The sequence below is a fragment of the Streptococcus vestibularis ATCC 49124 genome, from assembly GCF_000188295.1.
Lineage (GTDB): Bacteria > Bacillota > Bacilli > Lactobacillales > Streptococcaceae > Streptococcus > Streptococcus vestibularis.
Genome location: NZ_GL831112.1, coordinates 543,747 through 561,635 on the forward strand (window position 1 = coordinate 543,747; position 17,889 = coordinate 561,635).

General features: G+C 40.9%; 13 protein-coding genes, 2 tRNA genes and 1 pseudogene. All 16 read left to right on the plus strand.

What is annotated here, in order from left to right:
- Window positions 1–130: 130 nt before the first annotated feature.
- The 16 genes and pseudogenes from liaF (at window position 131) to HMPREF9425_RS02945 (ending at window position 17,878) form a co-directional block, all read left to right on the plus strand.
- A complete protein-coding gene (gene liaF, locus HMPREF9425_RS02870) occupies window positions 131–829 on the plus strand; it encodes a cell wall-active antibiotics response protein LiaF (RefSeq protein ID WP_003096617.1) in 699 nt (232 codons plus the stop codon).
- Window positions 826–1,836, plus strand: a complete 1,011-nt coding sequence (locus tag HMPREF9425_RS02875) for an envelope stress sensor histidine kinase LiaS (RefSeq protein ID WP_003093548.1) — start codon at window positions 826–828, stop codon at window positions 1,834–1,836. The genes liaF and HMPREF9425_RS02875 overlap by 4 nt, the downstream gene beginning before the upstream one ends.
- Window positions 1,826–2,470: a response regulator transcription factor gene (locus tag HMPREF9425_RS02880; protein WP_003096619.1), complete on the plus strand. Its 645-nt coding sequence runs from the start codon at window positions 1,826–1,828 to the stop codon at window positions 2,468–2,470. Before HMPREF9425_RS02875 ends, HMPREF9425_RS02880 begins: the two co-directional genes overlap by 11 nt.
- Before the next feature lie 288 nt (window positions 2,471–2,758).
- Window positions 2,759–2,830: transfer RNA gene (locus HMPREF9425_RS02885), tRNA-Gln, on the plus strand.
- 29 nt (window positions 2,831–2,859) lie between these two features.
- Window positions 2,860–2,931, plus strand: a tRNA-Glu gene (locus tag HMPREF9425_RS02890).
- Window positions 2,932–3,145: 214 nt separating this feature from the next.
- Window positions 3,146–3,664, plus strand: coding sequence for a ribosome maturation factor RimM (gene rimM / locus HMPREF9425_RS02895; RefSeq protein WP_003096621.1), 519 nt, complete (start codon window positions 3,146–3,148; stop codon window positions 3,662–3,664).
- Window positions 3,654–4,373, plus strand: coding sequence for a tRNA (guanosine(37)-N1)-methyltransferase TrmD (gene trmD / locus HMPREF9425_RS02900; protein ID WP_003094621.1), 720 nt, complete (start codon window positions 3,654–3,656; stop codon window positions 4,371–4,373). Before rimM ends, trmD begins: the two co-directional genes overlap by 11 nt.
- Window position 4,374: 1 nt before the next feature.
- Entirely contained in the window at window positions 4,375–5,373 is a 999-nt protein-coding gene (locus HMPREF9425_RS02905) for an NAD(P)/FAD-dependent oxidoreductase (RefSeq protein WP_003096623.1), read from the plus strand.
- Window positions 5,374–5,472: 99 nt separating this feature from the next.
- A complete protein-coding gene (locus tag HMPREF9425_RS02910; protein ID WP_003096625.1) occupies window positions 5,473–7,887 on the plus strand; it encodes a DNA translocase FtsK in 2,415 nt (804 codons plus the stop codon).
- Between the two features lie 209 nt (window positions 7,888–8,096).
- Window positions 8,097–10,292 (plus strand): type I pullulanase, encoded by a 2,196-nt coding sequence (gene pulA, locus HMPREF9425_RS02915; protein WP_003096627.1) that lies wholly within the window; start codon window positions 8,097–8,099, stop codon window positions 10,290–10,292.
- Window positions 10,293–10,463: 171 nt separating this feature from the next.
- The gene (gene glgB, locus HMPREF9425_RS02920) at window positions 10,464–12,344 is read left to right on the plus strand and encodes a 1,4-alpha-glucan branching protein GlgB (protein ID WP_003096628.1); all 1,881 of its coding nucleotides are present in this window, start codon (window positions 10,464–10,466) and stop codon (window positions 12,342–12,344) included.
- A gap of 190 nt (window positions 12,345–12,534) precedes the next feature.
- A complete protein-coding gene (locus tag HMPREF9425_RS02925; protein ID WP_003093857.1) occupies window positions 12,535–13,677 on the plus strand; it encodes a glucose-1-phosphate adenylyltransferase in 1,143 nt (380 codons plus the stop codon).
- Complete coding sequence (gene glgD / locus HMPREF9425_RS02930) at window positions 13,667–14,803, plus strand: glucose-1-phosphate adenylyltransferase subunit GlgD (protein WP_003096631.1); 1,137 nt, start codon at window positions 13,667–13,669, stop codon at window positions 14,801–14,803. Before HMPREF9425_RS02925 ends, glgD begins: the two co-directional genes overlap by 11 nt.
- On the plus strand, window positions 14,800–16,230 hold the full coding sequence (gene glgA, locus HMPREF9425_RS02935; protein ID WP_003096632.1) for a glycogen synthase GlgA: 1,431 nt from the start codon (window positions 14,800–14,802) through the stop codon (window positions 16,228–16,230). Before glgD ends, glgA begins: the two co-directional genes overlap by 4 nt.
- Window positions 16,231–16,442: 212 nt before the next feature.
- Window positions 16,443–17,246, plus strand: a pseudogene (locus tag HMPREF9425_RS02940) (glycogen/starch/alpha-glucan phosphorylase); the annotation flags it as partial.
- A 71-nt stretch (window positions 17,247–17,317) separates the two neighbouring features.
- Entirely contained in the window at window positions 17,318–17,878 is a 561-nt protein-coding gene (locus tag HMPREF9425_RS02945) for a GNAT family N-acetyltransferase (protein ID WP_003094559.1), read from the plus strand.
- The last annotated feature ends 11 nt before the right edge of the window (window positions 17,879–17,889 follow it).

Here is a 17,889-nt window from a genome sequence, read left to right on the forward strand (position 1 = left end):
GCTTCCTATAATGGAGGTACTTTTTTGCCCCTATCTCCCATAGCCAGTAAGCTCTCGAACTAGGCCTTTTTGTCAATTAGTCCAAAATTTGATAGAATGAACCCTGTATACTTTTATTTGAGAGGTCCTTATGACCAAATTTAATTTTTTCTTAGTGGTGGAGGCTCTTCTTTTAACTCTAGGCTTAATCACCATCTTTAATAATGATATTACCAGTTTTATTTTCATACTGGTTTTGACCTTGTTGGCAGTTCGCTTTTTTAACAAGGAGTCCAAGAGCGACTTTGTCTTGACAATCTGCTTGATTTCACTTTTTCTGGTTTCCATGTGGAATATCTATGTGGTTCTTGCTATCTTAGTGGGTGTAGCCTATGTCATGATTAACCATTTTTCACAGGTCAAGAAAAAGAATCGCTATGCTCTCATTCAATTTAAGGAAGACGACTTGAATCCACAGGCTGTGCGAAATCAGTGGATTGGGACTCGTATGGAACCTGTCAGTGATCGCTATGACTTTGATGATATTAATATTATCCGTTTCTTTGGGACAGATGTGATTGATTTGACCCAGGTTATCGTTTCGGGTCGAGAAAATGTCGTCATTTTACAGAAACTTTATGGGCCAACGACAATCTTGGTACCAATTGATGTTTCTGTAAAGCTGAATATATCAGCTATCTATAGCTCTGTGACCTTCTTTAATGAAGATGAATACGACCTCCGTTACGAAAGATTGACCTTGCAGGGAGCGGAGTATGAGCATGCCCATCGCACGGTTAAATTGATTCTCAATGTGGGAGCTGGACCAGTGGAGGTACGTCGTAAATGAAGAAACAGTACCTATTTTTAATCCTAATTTATTCAGTTGTTGTTTTAATTGGGGTTACCCTTGTAGTTATGGATAGCTTTAACCTCAACTTTTCGCTGGTTTTCGGTAGTATTTCTCAGGCATTTCACTTCTTTTTTAACATGTTTTTTGTGGTTCTGAGTTTGCTCATTTTACTATATATTCTTTGGGCCATTGCTAATGATAATAGTATGCGTTCGGTCAATCAGGACTTGCGTCGTATTATCAATAACCAGCCAGTCAAACGTCAGGGAGATATTGAGTTGGACAAGAATATGATGCGTCTATCTCATAAAATGCGTAAATTGACCAAGGATCTGCAAAAGACGGAAAATGCTCAGGCTTTGCAAAGTCGTGATATTCTTAAGAAAGAGCGAGGCCGCATTGCTCGAGATCTTCACGATACCGTTAGCCAGGAGCTTTTTGCAGCTAGTATGATCCTATCTGGTGTCTCTCAGATGGTGGGCCAACTAAGTAAGGAAGATTTACATAATCAGATTCAGGCAGTCGAGGCCATGCTGACAGATGCTCAAAATGATATGCGTGTCTTGCTTTTGCACCTTCGTCCGACAGAGCTTGAGAACAAGACCTTACAAGAAGGCTTGCAGATGATTCTTAAGGAATTAACCGATAAATCCAATATCCGTGTTGTCTACAAGGATATGGTTAAGAAAGTGCCCAAACGTATTGAAAATAATCTCTTTAGGATTGCCCAAGAGTTTATCTCTAATACCCTTAAGCACGCCAAGGCCAGCCAAATAGAGGTTTACCTCTATCAAAATAGTCAGGAAATTCAGTTAAAAATGCTAGATAATGGTGTTGGTTATGATTTGAACGCCTCGACTGACGAGATGAGTTATGGGCTAAAAAACATCCAAGAGCGTGTTGATGAAATGGCGGGGACTGTGCAGTTCCTATCAGCTAAAGGTAAAGGGACGTCTATTGATGTTCGTGTGCCAATATTAAGAGGAGAAGACAATGTCGAATAAGATTAATGTGATTTTGGTAGATGACCATGAAATGGTTCGTTTAGGCCTTAAGAGTTTCTTGAATCTCCAAGGAGATGTAGAAGTGGTGGGAGAGGCAGGAAATGGTCGTGATGGTATCGATCTTGCTCTGGAGTTGCGTCCAGACGTTGTTGTTATGGATCTTGTTATGCCTGAGTTAGATGGTGTTCAGGCGACTTTGGAATTGCTCAAAGAATGGCCTGAAGCTAGGATTCTAGTTTTGACCAGCTATTTGGACAATGAAAAAATTTATCCAGTCATTGAAGCTGGGGCCAAAGGCTACATGCTTAAAACGAGCAGTGCAGCAGAGATTCTAAATAGTATCCGAAAGGTTTACCGTGGAGAAGAAGCTATCGAAACTGAGGTGGATAATAAAATTAAATATCACGATAGTCACCCGGACTTACATGATGATTTGACCGCGCGTGAACGTGATATCTTAGCCCTCTTAGCTAAAGGCTATGACAATCAAACCATTGCTAACGAACTGTTTATTTCTTTAAAAACCGTCAAGACCCATGTGTCTAATATCCTTGGGAAATTAAATGTTGATGACCGTACTCAGGCTGTAGTTTATGCCTTTAGACATCATCTGGTTTCACAGGATGATGAATAAATCTATTTTAGGAGTTGGAAAAGGTTAATTATGGCTGTGCAAATTATCTCTTATTTTACGAGTCAAAGTGTTTGACTTTATTTCTAGCAACATATATAATTAAATCATCCTAAAACTTTTCTTTTTTCGTATGAGGTTGCTTCAACCTCGAATCATCAATCTAAGGTCACTTAGATTATGAAATCTCCTAACACTTAGCAATCGGTTATGCCGATTGTTTTTTTTGAAAAAAAGTTAAGAAAAGTATTGACAGCCTCCTGATTTTTCTGTAAAATAATAAGAGTCTTTTGGGGTATAGCCAAGCGGTAAGGCAAGGGACTTTGACTCCCTCATGCGTTGGTTCGAATCCAGCTACCCCAGTTCTATCTGAGGGTAGAGATACAGATTATGGTCCGTTGGTCAAGGGGTTAAGACACCGCCTTTTCACGGCGGTAACACGGGTTCGAATCCCGTACGGACTATAAGCACCAGCTAGAGAAAGCTGGTTTTTTTGTGTCCTTTTTGATAAAATAGAGGGGTTGAATGATCTAAGCCAGACATTTTATATCGCTTTAAAATAAAGAATAACAAGAATCTAACCTGGTTTAAAACGCGTGTTTTGAGATGCCGTCATAGGCTACTTGAAAATTCGTTGACTCATGGTTTGATTTGAATAAGAATTAATAAGGAAGTTAAATGACATATTATAACGTTGGAAAGATTGTAAATACACAGGGATTGCAGGGTGAACTTCGTGTTCTGTCTGTAACAGATTTTGCGGACGAACGTTTTAAGAAGAAGAGTGTACTAGCTCTTTTTGATGACAAAGATAATCACATCATGGATGTCGAGATTGCGAGTCACCGTAAGCATAAGAACTTTGATATCGTTAAGTTCAAAGGGCTTTACCATATCAATGATGTAGAGAAGTATAAGGGCTGTAGGCTAAAGATTGCTGAGGAAAATCTAACAGATCTTGATGACGGTGAATTTTACTATCATGAAATCATTGGCCTTGATGTTTACGAAGGCGATAGTTTGATTGGTCAGGTCAAAGAGATTCTCCAACCGGGTGCTAATGATGTTTGGGTAGTGAAACGTAAAGGTAAAAAGGACCTGCTCTTGCCATATATTCCACCAGTGGTTCTTGATGTTGACGTCGCAGCTGGTCGTATTGAGGTTGAGCTCATGGAAGGATTAGACGATGAAGATTGATATCTTGACCCTATTTCCAGATATGTTTGCTCCCTTAGAGCATTCCATTGTTGGTAAGGCAAAGGATAAGGGGCTTCTAGAAATCAATTATCACAATTTCCGTGAAAATGCGGAAAAGGCTCGTCATGTAGATGACGAACCTTACGGTGGTGGCCAAGGCATGTTGCTACGTGCCCAGCCAATTTTTGATACTTTTGACAAGCTAAATGTCACTAAGCCTCGCGTTATTCTCTTAGATCCTGCGGGTCGTACCTTTGATCAGGCCTATGCAGAAGAATTGGCGCAAGAAGAGGAATTGGTCTTTATCTGTGGCCATTATGAGGGCTATGATGAGCGCATCAAAACCTTGGTGACAGACGAGATTTCCTTGGGAGATTTTGTCTTAACTGGGGGAGAGTTGGCTGCAATGACTATTGTAGATGCGACTGTCCGCCTGATTCCTGAGGTCTTAGGTAAGGAAGCTAGTCATAAGGATGATAGTTTCTCATCAGGGCTTTTGGAATTTCCACAGTACACTCGCCCAGCTGAGTTTCGTGGCATGAAGGTGCCAGATGTACTCTTGTCAGGTCACCATGTTAATATTCGACGTTGGCGTATGGAACAGAGTTTACGAAAGACTTGGGAGCGTCGACCTGACCTCTTGGAAAACTACGCCTTTACAGACGAAGAACGTCACATTTTAGAAGAGATAAAAGTAGAAGGAAAATAAAATGTCAGAAGAAAAGATATATGATATTACTATTATCGGTGGTGGACCAGTAGGCCTTTGGGCTGCCTTCTATGCCGGCTTACGTGGCATGACTGTGAATATTATCGAGAGTTTGTCAGAGCTTGGTGGTCAGCCTGCCATTCTCTACCCTGAGAAGAAAATCTATGATATCCCAGCCTTTCCTCAAACGACAGGTGCCGAATTGACAGAAAATCTGTTGACCCAGCTTAAGCGTTTTGAAGATCGTGTCAGTATTCGCTTAAAAGAGGAGGTTCAAACCTTTGAAAAAACAGATGGTATCTTCACGATTGCTACTAGCAAGGGTCAACACTTGTCCAAGGCTATCGTCATTGCTTGTGGGAATGGTGCCTTCGCCCCTCGCCCTTTGGGAGTGGACAATGAAGAAGATTATGCGGACAATAACTTGTTCTACAATGTGCATAGCCTGGACCAATTTGCTGGCAAGAAGGTTGTGATTGCTGGTGGCGGTGACTCAGCTGTTGACTGGGCTAATCACTTGGATGGGATTGCTGAGAGCGTGACTTTGATTCACCGCCGTGATGCCTTTCGTGCCCATGAGCATAGTGTAGAGCTTCTTCATCAATCATCAGTTAATGTGATGACGCCTTATGTCCCCCTTGAAATCAAGGGTGAAAATGGTCTTGCCCAAAGTTTGACCGTTCAAAAAGTGAAATCAGACGAGGTTGTGGAATTGCCACTTGATGCCCTTATTGTTAGCTTTGGCTTCTCAACCAATAATAAAAACCTTCGTAACTGGAATGTTGACTTCAAACGCTCTAGTGTTACGGTTAATGCTCAGTTTGAAACTTCACAAGAAGGTGTTTATGCTATTGGTGATGTGGCAGAATATGAGGGTAAGATTGATTTGATTGCTGTGGGAATGGGTGAAGCTCCTATCGCTATCAACCAAGCTATTCAATATATTGATCCAGACGGTAAGAATCGTCCGGTTCACTCAACATCATTAATTGAAGAATAATTTCAAAAGAAGGAAAGTCTCAAAAAAAGACTTTGTCTTCAATCTAAGGAGAGACCTGTCTCTCTTTTTTCATGTCTAAAAACGTGGTATAATACACCTATGGCTACAACGAAAAGAACGAAAAAAGGGTCGACTTCTAAGAACAGTAAGAAGCGGCTTACAAAAGCAGAATTAGACAGACAGAAGGCGATTAAGCGAATGCTATGGACCTTCTTTTTTGCCTTTGTCTTAATTTTCCCAGTCTTTCGATTGGGTTTCTTTGGGGTTACCCTCTATAATCTCTTTCGAGTATTTGTGGGGAGTATGGCTTATCCTTTAATTTTTGCTATCTATATCTATCTCTTTGGTTTTAAATGGTTACGGAAACATAGTAACTACGTAACAGGATTTTGGATGGTCTTCGCGGGTCTCTTGTTGGAGTTTCACGCCTATCTCTTTAGTCTAGAACGCATGAGTGGTCTGGATATTTTCCCTGGGACAAAGGACTTGCTTTTTGGGGAACTGGTCAGTGTGCAAGTAGCTCGTTTTGCGGGTGGTGGTATGTTGGGAGCTCTCCTATACCAACCGATTTCCTTCCTCTTTTCAAATATTGGTAGCTTCATGATTGGGTGCTTGATTATTCTATTGGGTGCTTTTATTCTCAGTCCTTGGGATGTTTTAGATATCATGGATTATGCAAAAGGTATCTGGAAGAGAGGTTCCGAGAAGCGTTTGGAACGAACGGCCAAACGTCAGGAGAAGAAGGCAGAACGTCAGGCTCAGAAAGAACGTGAAGCGCAAGAACGTGCTGAGGAAGAGCGCCTGGCTGATTTAACTGTTGACGAGGAGACGGGAGAAATCTTAGATGACGCCGCAGAAGAGTTGCCACAAGAAGCCGAGATTTTTGAACCTGAACCTGAAATCAGTGATTATGCCTCTGAGGCTTACTATGATAATCTGCCTCCAGGGGATTATGAGGATTTCCAAGAAGATTATGCACCTTATCCAGAGGATGTGCCAACCGAGGAGTTTCCGCCATCTATGGTTGTTGAGGGAGATGATGCACCTGTCGAGGTTGATTTCACACCGAAGAAGCTCTTACAGTATAAATTACCTCAGATAGATCTCTTTGCACCTGATAAGCCTAAGAGTCAATCTAAAGAGAAAAACATCGTTCGTAAGAATATTCGAATCTTAGAAGATACTTTCAAGAGTTTCAATATTGATGTCAAGGTTGAGCGGGCTGAGATTGGACCGTCTGTAACTAAGTACGAGGTCAAGCCTGCTGTTGGGGTTCGGGTTAATCGTATTTCCAATTTAGCAGATGACTTGGCTCTGGCTCTTGCGGCAAAAGATGTCCGTATTGAGGCACCTATACCTGGAAAATCTTTAGTTGGTATCGAAGTACCTAATTCCGAGATTGCGACGGTTTCTTTCCGTGAACTTTGGGAACAGTCCAAGACGGATCCTAATAAGCTCTTGGAAGTTCCTCTTGGTAAGGCTGTTGATGGTTCAGCTCGTAGCTTTGACCTAGGTCGGATGCCTCACTTGTTAGTGGCTGGATCAACTGGTTCTGGTAAATCTGTTGCGGTTAATGGAATCATCTCTAGTATTCTAATGAAGGCTCGCCCAGATCAGATTAAGTTCCTCATGGTCGATCCTAAGATGGTTGAACTTTCTGTTTACAACGATATTCCTCATCTCCTTATCCCTGTGGTGACCAATCCACGTAAGGCCGCCAAGGCTCTTCAAAAAGTGGTCGATGAGATGGAAAATCGTTACGAACTCTTTAGTAAGTTTGGCGTGCGTAACATCGCAGGCTATAATGCCAAGGTTGAAGACTGGAATGCCCAGTCGCAAGAGAAACAGATCCCCTTGCCTTTGATTGTGGTTATCGTTGATGAGTTGGCTGACTTGATGATGGTGGCCAGTAAAGAAGTGGAAGATGCCATCATTCGACTTGGACAAAAAGCACGTGCGGCTGGAATTCACATGATTCTTGCCACCCAACGTCCATCGGTTGATGTTATCTCTGGTTTGATTAAGGCCAATGTGCCTTCTCGTGTGGCCTTTGCGGTGTCTTCGGGAACAGATAGTCGTACTATTTTAGATGAAAATGGGGCAGAAAAGCTACTCGGACGTGGGGATATGCTTTTCAAACCGATTGATGAGAACCACCCTGTTCGTCTACAAGGTTCCTTCATTTCTGATGATGACGTGGAACGTATTGTGACCTTTATCAAGGATCAGGCTTCTGCTGACTACGATGAGAGCTTTGACCCTGGCGAAGTTTCTGAGAATGATTTTGGTGGAGGTTCGTCTGCCAATGGTGGTAGCTCGGAAGGAGATCCTCTCTTTGAAGAAGCGAAGGCCTTGGTATTGGAAACACAAAAAGCTAGCGCTTCTATGATTCAACGTCGTCTGTCGGTTGGATTTAACCGTGCCACTCGTTTGATGGAAGAATTGGAAGAAGCCGGAGTGATTGGACCAGCTGAAGGCACTAAGCCACGTAAGGTTTTGATGACTCAAGAGTGATGATGGGAAAAGTACTACCCACCATTTACATATGTTTTAAAAATAATAAAAGGATGAGAGAGTAACTGTTTCGGCGCAAATTTTCTCATTCTTTTTTATGTTTAACACAAATCAAAAAGTGTCAAACTGTTTCATAATAACGCTTACAAAACGAACGTTTTTTGCTATAATAAAAGGAAAATGAGTAATAAAGATTTAAGGAGTTTTAAATGGACAATTTATTAACCGTTCATTTTCATAGTATGCATGGCGACTATTCGAGATATAGTATGTGGAAGTGGCTAGATGGTTATTGGGGCGAAGAAGCCCATTTTTCTCGTGAGGATGATTTTGGACTGGTGGGTCAGCTCACCTTTCCGGCTAATCGTTTTATTGACTATGTCAATCTCTTGGTTAAGACGGAAGATTGGTCAAAGCAGACACATGATTATCGTATCAGACGTTTCTTGGGGGATGCCCCGAATGCTATTTGGGTGGTTGAAGGAGACCCGACTGTTTATTATTCTAAACAGGCTGCTATGACGAGTCATAGTTTTGAAGGGCGTGATCAGCATGCCTTTGATATGGCTCTTCGTAGACAGGAATTTGATCAAAAGTGGGGATTTCAAGGTTGGTTAGGACATAAGTATGAAAAAGGTTCCACAGAGTTTCGCCTTTGGGCGCCACTAGCTCGGCGAGTGCAGCTACTACTTTTTAAAAAAGGTAGTAAAAAATCTAAGGTGATTAAGATGAGCCGAGGAACCAGTGTGAATAAGGATCGCCACGAGATGAATACACACGGTGTTTGGAGCGTCTCTGTCCCTGGGGATTTGGATGGGTTAGCCTATCAGTTTCGAGTCTACCATGAGGAGAGTTTCTATCAAGATACTAGAGATCCGTATAGCATTGCCCTTAGCTTAAATAATAAAAAGAGCTTGGTGGTAAACCCTGAGCGTTTGGTTCCTAAGGGTTATCAGAAGGTTACAAGACAAGGGGCTAACTGGCGTAATGCCAACGCCTGCTCATCTGTTATCTGTGAGATGCATCTGCGAGACTTCTCAATCTCAGAAACATCTGGTGTTAAGAAGGCATATAGAGGGACTTATCTGGGTGCCTGCCAGAAAGGAACTAAAAATGCTCAAGGGGATGTGACTGGTTTTGATTATATCAAACGCATGGGTTACAACTATGTCCAGTTACAGCCGGTCTTTGATCATCACAAGAACTATGATAAGAATGGTAATCTTCTCTATAATTGGGGATATGATCCCGAAAATTATAATGTTCCAGATCGTCAGTTTGCGGTTGATCAAAAAAATCCCTTAGCACCAATTTTGGAGCTTAAGAAGATGATTCAGGCCTACCATGAAGCGGGTATTGGGGTCATCATGGATGTTGTTTATAACCACACATATTCGTCATATAGTTCGCCCTTCCAACTGACAGTACCAGCTTATTATTACCGTATGCATGACAATGGTTCATTCCAAGATGGATCAGGTTGTGGGAACGAAACAGCTAGTGAGAAAGAAATGTACCGCAAGTATATGATTGATTCTTTGACCTATTGGGCAGAAGAATTTGGAGTGGATGGTTTCCGTTTTGATCTTATGGGCTTGCATGACGTTGCTACTATGAATGCCATTCGTTCAGCCATGGATGATATAGATCCTAGGATCCTTATTTACGGTGAAGGATGGGACATGGGGATTGGGCTTCCTGTGGACCAAAAGGCCAAGAAGGATAACGCAGCTTTGATGCCTAGAATCGGATTTTTCAATGACAATGCGCGTGATGCCGTTAAAGGGGCAGAAGTCTATGGACAAATCAGCAATGGTTATGTGTCCGGAGCTCCTTTAGAAGACAAAATTGCTAAGAGTTTACTTGGTAGCCGTGGCTTTGTAAACTACCTCATGCCAGGTCAGGTTCTTAACTATATTGAAGCTCATGACAATTACAATTTGAATGATCTTATGCATCATCTGCATCCACAGGACTCACCAGAGGATATTGAAAAACGAATTTACTTGGCTAACGCTCTTAATCTGACTATGCAGGGGATGTGTTTCATGCAATTAGGGCAAGAATTCCAGCGTAGTAAGATGGTTGCAACAGGTGAAGATGGAAATTACACAGAAGCAGATGTTAAGCGTGCTATGAATAGCTACAATGCCCCTGATGAGGTAAATTGTGTGGATTGGAATCAGGTGACTCTTAAGAAAGAATTGATTGATAAAATTGCCAAATTAATTGAACGCAAGCGAACAGTAGCAGAATTTTCATATCGTTCATATGCGGATATATATGATAATCTCTACGTGACTAAAGCAGACTTTGCTTCAGGTATCGTGGAACTACATATTTCTGGAAAACTGGATGAAACCTTAGTGTTCGATAATATGAAAAAAGATTTAGAGGTTTACTGACAAGGCAGTAAAAAAATGATATAATATAGAAAACGCTTACAAAATTGTTTTTTGTGGGCTTGAAAGCTCTATCATCGTAAAGGGTTTTCTGGTGTATTTACAGATATTAATTTCAATGTTTTAGTGCCTTGATATCTCTTATCAAGACGAGTTTAAGGAAGGAGTGATGGTATGAATCTTGATGAAGCCATGTACACGTTTGGAACAGGTGAGAACTTCCACCTTCAGAATTATTTGGGTGTGCATGAATTGGAGGGTGAAGAAGGATTTGTCTTCCGTGTGTGGGCCCCTCATGCTGAGCAGATTCAGGTAATCGGAGATTTCACAGGTTGGTTTGATGCACCTCTGGATATGACTAAAAACCATATCGGCGTTTGGGAGGCGACTTCAGATCTCCCTGAAGAAGGACAACTTTATAAGTTCTTGGTAAAACGTAAGGGTGGTCAAGTAGTTGAAAAGATGGATCCTTTTGCTACTTATTTGGAACCACGCCCAGGAACAGGAGCTGTCATTCGTAAGAAGAAAGCTAAGAAGTGGAAAGATGGCCTTTGGATGGGGTGTCGCAAACGATTTGGGTTCCAAAAACGTCCGGTAAATATCTATGAAGTTCATGCATCGTCTTGGAAACTAAAAGAGGATGGTCAGCCTTATACTTTCAAGGAATTGAAAGAGGAGTTGATACCATATTTAGTTAAGATGAATTATACTCACGTGGAATTTCTGCCACTCATGGCTCACCCATTAGGGATGAGTTGGGGTTACCAGCTCATGGGTTACTTTGCTTTTGAGCATACTTATGGTACACCAGAAGAGTTTCAAGATTTTGTTGAAGCATGTCACCAGAATAATATCGGTGTCTTAGTGGACTGGGTCCCAGGTCACTATACACAAAATGACGATGCTTTGGCCTATTTCGATGGCACACCAACATTTGAATATCAAGATCACGATCGAGCTCATAATTATCGTTGGGGTGCGTTGAACTTTGACTTAGGAAAAAATCAAGTACAGTCATTCCTTATTTCAAGTGCTCTTTATTGGATTGAGAATTATCATATCGATGGTATCCGAGTGGATGCAGTTTCTAATATGCTCTATTTAGACTATGATGAAGGTCCATGGATGCCCAACAAGGATGGTGGTAATCGTAACTTGGAAGGTTACGGCTTCCTTCAAAAACTCAATCGTGAAATTAAAAAACGCTATCCAGACGTTATGATGGTTGCGGAAGAATCAACTGCAGCAACGCCAATCACACAACCTATTGAAGAAGGTGGTCTAGGCTTTGACTTCAAATGGAATATGGGTTGGATGAACGATATCTTAAGATTCTACGAGGAGGACCCTGTTTACCGTCAGTATGATTTCAATCTGATGACTTTCAGTTTCATGTATTGCTTCAATGAAAACTATGTTCTACCATTCTCACATGATGAGGTGGTACATGGTAAGAAGAGTATGATGCATAAGATGTGGGGCGACCGATACAATCAGTTTTCTGGTCTTCGTAACCTCTACGCTTATCAACTCTGTCATCCAGGTAAGAAATTGCTCTTCATGGGATCTGAATTTGGTCAATTCTTAGAGTGGAAACATGATTACCAACTTGAATGGGGAAATCTTGAAGATGAGATGAACCATAAGATGCAGGCCTTCACTAGTCATATGAATGCTTTCTATAAGGACCACAAGTCTCTCTGGCAGATTGATGATTCTTACGATGGTATTGAGATTATTGATGCGGATAACCGTGCTGAAAGTGTTCTTTCTTTTATCCGTAAGGGTGATAAAGGTGATAAGGGGGATATCCTAGTCTGTGTCTTCAATCTTACTCCAGTGGAACGTAAAAAGTTCACTATTGGCTTGCCAATTGCCGGTATTTACGAAGAAGTCCTTAACACTGAGATGGAAGAGTTCGGTGGTGTCTGGAAGGAAGGAAATCCTGATACCCGTACCCAAAAAGCGAAGTGGAAGGATTATGAAAATACTCTTAGCTTCACATTGCCAGCTCTTGGAGCAAGTATTTGGCGTGTTAAACGTCGCTTGAAATAAAGGTTAGATGTAAATGTGTACACGATTTGTTTTTCAGGGATGATAGAAAGAAAGTTGCGGTTGAAAGAAGCTTTTTGGCGCTCAAACTATTGCTACACTGAGAAACCTACTTTAATTGTCATAATCAGTTTTGACTGATTGTCTCACATTCTTTTGAGGATGGAACTAAAAATCATGAGGGGGACTATTCATGAAAAATGAAATGTTGGCTTTGATCCTTGCTGGTGGGCAAGGAACTCGTCTTGGAAAATTGACCCAAAGTATTGCCAAACCAGCTGTTCAGTTTGGTGGACGCTACCGTATCATTGACTTTGGTTTGTCTAACTGTGCCAATTCAGGAATTAACAATGTAGGTGTCATTACACAGTATCAACCACTTGCTTTGAATAATCATATCGGTAATGGTTCAAGCTGGGGCTTGGATGGTGTTAACTCTGGTGTATCAATTCTTCAACCTTACTCAGCTAGCGAAGGTAATCGTTGGTTTGAAGGTACCAGCCACGCTATTTATCAAAACATTGACTATATCGATAGCATCAATCCTGAATATGTTTTGATTTTGTCTGGTGACCATATTTACAAGATGGACTATGACGATATGCTCCAATCTCACAAAGACAACAACGCAAGTCTTACAGTCGCCGTTCTAGATGTGCCACTTAAAGAAGCTAGCCGTTTCGGTATCATGAACACTGATGCTAATAACCGTATTGTTGAGTTCGAAGAAAAACCTGAAAATCCTAAATCTACGAAAGCATCAATGGGTATTTACATCTTTGACTGGAAACGTCTTCGTAATATGTTAGTTTCAGCTGAAAAGAATGCAGTTGGTATGTCAGACTTTGGTAAAAACGTTATCCCAGCTTATCTTAAAACAGGTGAAAGCGTCTATGCTTATGAATTTGAAGGCTATTGGAAAGACGTAGGTACTATCGAATCCCTTTGGGAAGCAAACATGGAGTACATTTCTCCTGAAAATGCCTTGGATAGTCGTAACCGTCAATGGAAAATTTACTCACGTAACGTGATTGCTACACCAAACTTCTTTGGTGAACATGCTCAGGTTGAAGATTCACTCGTTGTTGATGGCTGTTTGGTTGATGGAACTGTTAAGCATTCTGTGCTTTCAACAAATGCACAAATTCGTGAAGGGGCAGTCGTTGAAGATTCAGTGATTATGAGTGGTGCAGTTATTGGTAAAGGTGCAAAAATTAAACGTGCTATTATCGGTGAAGGTGCACACGTTTCTGATGGTGTGGAAATTGACGGTACAGAGGAAGTGCAAGTCGTAGGATACAATGAAGTAGTGGGGGTATCAAAAGATGAAGATTGATAAATATTCTGCAATTCTAGGAAATACCGTAGGATTCCATGACATGGATGGCTTGACTGATCAACGTCCTATTGCCAGCCTACCATTTGGTGGAAAATATCGCCTCATCGACTTCCCGTTGTCTAACTTGGCTAATGCCGGTATCCGTAGCGTCTTCGGAATCTTCCAAAACGAAAACATTAGTTCTGTCTTCGACCATATTCGTTCAGGTCGTGAGTGGGGCTTGTCTACTCTCCTCAGCCACTACTATCTTGGTATCTACAATACTCCAGTTGATAGTTCAACTGTTGATAAAGAATACTATCATCAAATTTTGACCTACCTTAAACGTTCAGGCTCAGACCAGACTGTAGCTCTTAATAGTGATGTTTTGGTCAACATTGATCTTAACCAAGTTTTCCACCTTCACAATGTAACAAAACAAAAAGTTACTGTAGTCTACAAAAAACTTCCTAAAGAACTCATTTCAGATGTAAACAGCATTTTGGATATTGATGAATCTGATAAAGTGCTTAAGCATGAGCTCTTCCAGGGTGGGGATAAAGAAGTTTACAATATGTCTATAGACATATTTGTCGTGGATACACCATTCTTGATTGAAAAATTGGAAGAAGAAGCTGCTAAAGAAGAGCCACGTAAGCTTCGTTATGTGCTTCGTGATTTGGCAGTTGCTGAGAATGCTTTTGCTTACGAGCACACTGGTTACCTTTCAAATATCCACTCAGTGAAATCGTACTTTGATGCCAATTTGGATATGTTGGAATCACAAAAATTCTATTCACTTTTTGCACCAAACCAAAAAGTTTATACAAAAGTTAAAAATGAAGAGCCAACATATTATGCAGACTCTTCTGAAGTTAAGGTTTCACAATTTGCATCTGGTTCGATCGTACGAGGTAAAGTTGAGAACTCAGTGATTTCACGTAATGTTTACTTATCTGAAGGATCTAGTGTTAACCATTCAATTATCTTCCCACGTGTTAAAGTTGCTAAAGGTGCAACAGTTAAATATGCTATTGTGGATAAAGATGTTGAAATCGCCGAAGGTGTTACGATTCGAGGTACAGAAAACAATCCAGTTGTCATCAAAAAAGGTAGCGTTGTAACAGAGGATATTTTACGATGAAAATTTTATTTGTAGCAGCAGAGGGGGCACCTTTTGCTAAAACTGGCGGTTTGGGTGACGTTATCGGTGCTCTTCCTAAATCTCTAGTCAAAAATGGTCACGAAGTAGCCGTAATTCTCCCATATTATGATGTGGTTTCGGCTAAATTTGGCAATCAAGTTGAAGACCTTGGCTTCTTCTATACAAATGTTGGTTGGCGACGTCAATATGTCGGTATCAAGAAAATTGTTCGTGATGGTGTGACCTTCTTCTTCATTGATAATGAGCAGTATTTCAACCGAGGTACGGTATACGGTGAGTGGGATGATGGTGAGCGTTTTGGTTTCTTCCAAATGGCTGCCCTTGAGTTGATGGAAAAAGTGGACTTTATTCCAGACATTCTTCATGTTCATGACTACCACACAGCCATGATACCATTCCTTCTTAAGGAAAAATACCATTGGATTCAAGCTTACCAAGGTATTAAGACGGTCTTCACTATCCATAATATTGAGTTCCAAGGTCAATTTGACAGTGGTATGCTTTGGGAAATCTTCGGTGTTGGTTACGAGCGTTATGCAGACGGTACGCTCCGTTGGAATGACTGCCTTAACTGGATGAAAGCTGCCGTTCTTTACGCAGATCGTGTAACAACAGTTTCTCCATCTTATGCTGGTGAAATTCAAACACCTGAATTTGGTAAAGGTCTTGATCAAATCATGCGCATGGAATCTGGTAAGTTGTCTGGTATTGTTAATGGTATCGATACAGACCTCCTTGATCCAGAAACAGATACTCACATTCCTTATCATTTCTCGGTGGATGATTTGTCAGGTAAAGCCAAAGACAAGGTAGCTCTTCAAGAGCGTGTTGGCCTCCCAGTTCGTGAAGATGTTCCATTGATTGGTATTGTATCACGTTTGACAGACCAAAAAGGTTTCGATTTGGTGGTTAACGAACTTCACAATATTTTGCAACATGATGTTCAAATTGTTCTTTTGGGTACTGGTTATAGTGGTTACGAGAATTCTTTCTCTTGGTTTGGTCATGCTTATCCAGAGAAAATGTCTGCCAACATTACCTTCAACCTAGAGTTGGCTCAACAAATTTATGCTGGTTGTGACATTTTCCTTATGCCTTCAGCTTTTGAACCATGTGGGCTCTCACAAATGATGTCTATGCGTTATGGTACCTTGCCAGTAGTTAGTGAGGTTGGTGGTCTTCGTGATACTGTTGAACCATACAACCCTGTGACAGGCTCAGGTACAGGCTTCTCATTTGGTAACTTTTCAGGTTACTGGATGGTTCAAATCCTTGAAAAAGCTCTCGATGTGTACAAAAATAATGCTGATTCTTGGAAACAACTCCAGCACAATGCTATGACTCGTGATTTCTCATGGGATACAGCAAGTTTGGCATATGTTGATTTGTATAAACAATTAGTGTAATACAAAGGTAACTTTTCTCGAAAGGGAAAAGTTATTTTCATGTAAAAAAGTTTAAAAGCGCTGTAACTGCAGTTAGAAAAAACAAGATAGTCGCCCAAATCTTGTTGCTAAAGCAAATGAGAGAGGCGCTCTAGAAGTATAATTCCCCCTTATCCTATTATTTACCCTATAAGATGTCTATCAAAGGTATAGAAGTATAAGAAAGGATTTCTATGCAATTCGAAAATTTAACAAAAGGACAATTTATCCGTGATTTTAAAGATACGCTCCACCAAGAACAGTTGATTAGAGTAGCTAAGGCTACACCAACCGAAATCTTCACAGCCTTGGCTGGTTTGATTCGTAAGTATTACACTGACACATGGATTGAACGTAAGCATGCACTTTCAGACAATCAAGAAAAGATTGCTTTCTACTTCTCAATCGAATTCCTTCCAGGTCGTATGTTGGAAACTAACCTCCTCAACCTAGGTATTCTTGACCTTGTTAAAGAAGGTTTCGCAGAACTTGATATCGACTTCCGTGAAGTAGTAGAAGCTGAGCATGACATGGCACTTGGTAATGGTGGTCTTGGTCGTTTGGCTGCTGCCTTCATGGACTCACTTGCGAATACTGGTTACCCAGGTTTTGGTAATGGTCTTCGTTACCGTTATGGACTTTTCAAACAACGTATTGTTGATGGTTATCAAGTTGAATTGCCAGATAGTTGGTTTGGCTCAACAGGGAATGTTTGGGAAATACGTAAAGACCATGATATCGTTGATGTGAAACTCTTCGGTGATGTTGTCCTTGAAAGCAATGAAGAAGGTCGCTTCGTTCCAACTTATAAGAACGCTCAAGTTCTTCGCGCTGTGCCTTACGATGTGCCACAAATTGGTTACCAAAATGGTGTGATTAACAACCTTCGTCTTTGGGATGTTGAAATTCCTGAAGAATATGAGTTGGATTACCCAACATTGGAAGCTCGCCGTCGTGTGAAAGATATTACAGCAATTCTTTATCCCAACCTTAGTTCTCGAAACTTGCAACCGTCTTCTAGAATGTTATAATGACCTATAGGTATGAGCATTAAAAAGGGGGGGAATTTATGGCTTTACGTAGCCAATTAATTACCAAGGAGTTTCCAGACTTAGATAGGGTAGAGCGATTAAACAACGAGGCTTTTCCAGAAGAAGAACGTATTCCTTTGAGTGAGTTCTTACAACTAGATGGCCGTGATGATTATCATTTCTTTGCCTTTTACGATGAAGATGATTTTGTTGGCTTTGCCTCAGTTCTTTACAATGCCAAAGTTTTTTATGTGAGCTTCTTCGCCATTGTCCCTCAAATGCGGAGTCATGGCTACGGAAGTGAGATTATTGATAAACTGGTGGACTTTTATGGACCATCACGTTCTATGGTTTTAGAAGTTGAGCGTTTGGATGAACCCAATGACAATCCAGAGCAACGAGCGGCGCGTTGGGATTTCTATAAGCGTAATGGTTTCAAGACGTCCAATGCTTTCTTGGAGTATGAGGGTTTGAGTTTTGAGATTCTCTATCGTGGAGATCACTTTGACGAAGAAGCCTACAGAGAGATATTTTATAAGCTTCAGGAAAATGCTTATTTTGACTTCAGTATTAAACATCGTTGCTTGAGTGATTTATAAAAAATTGAGTT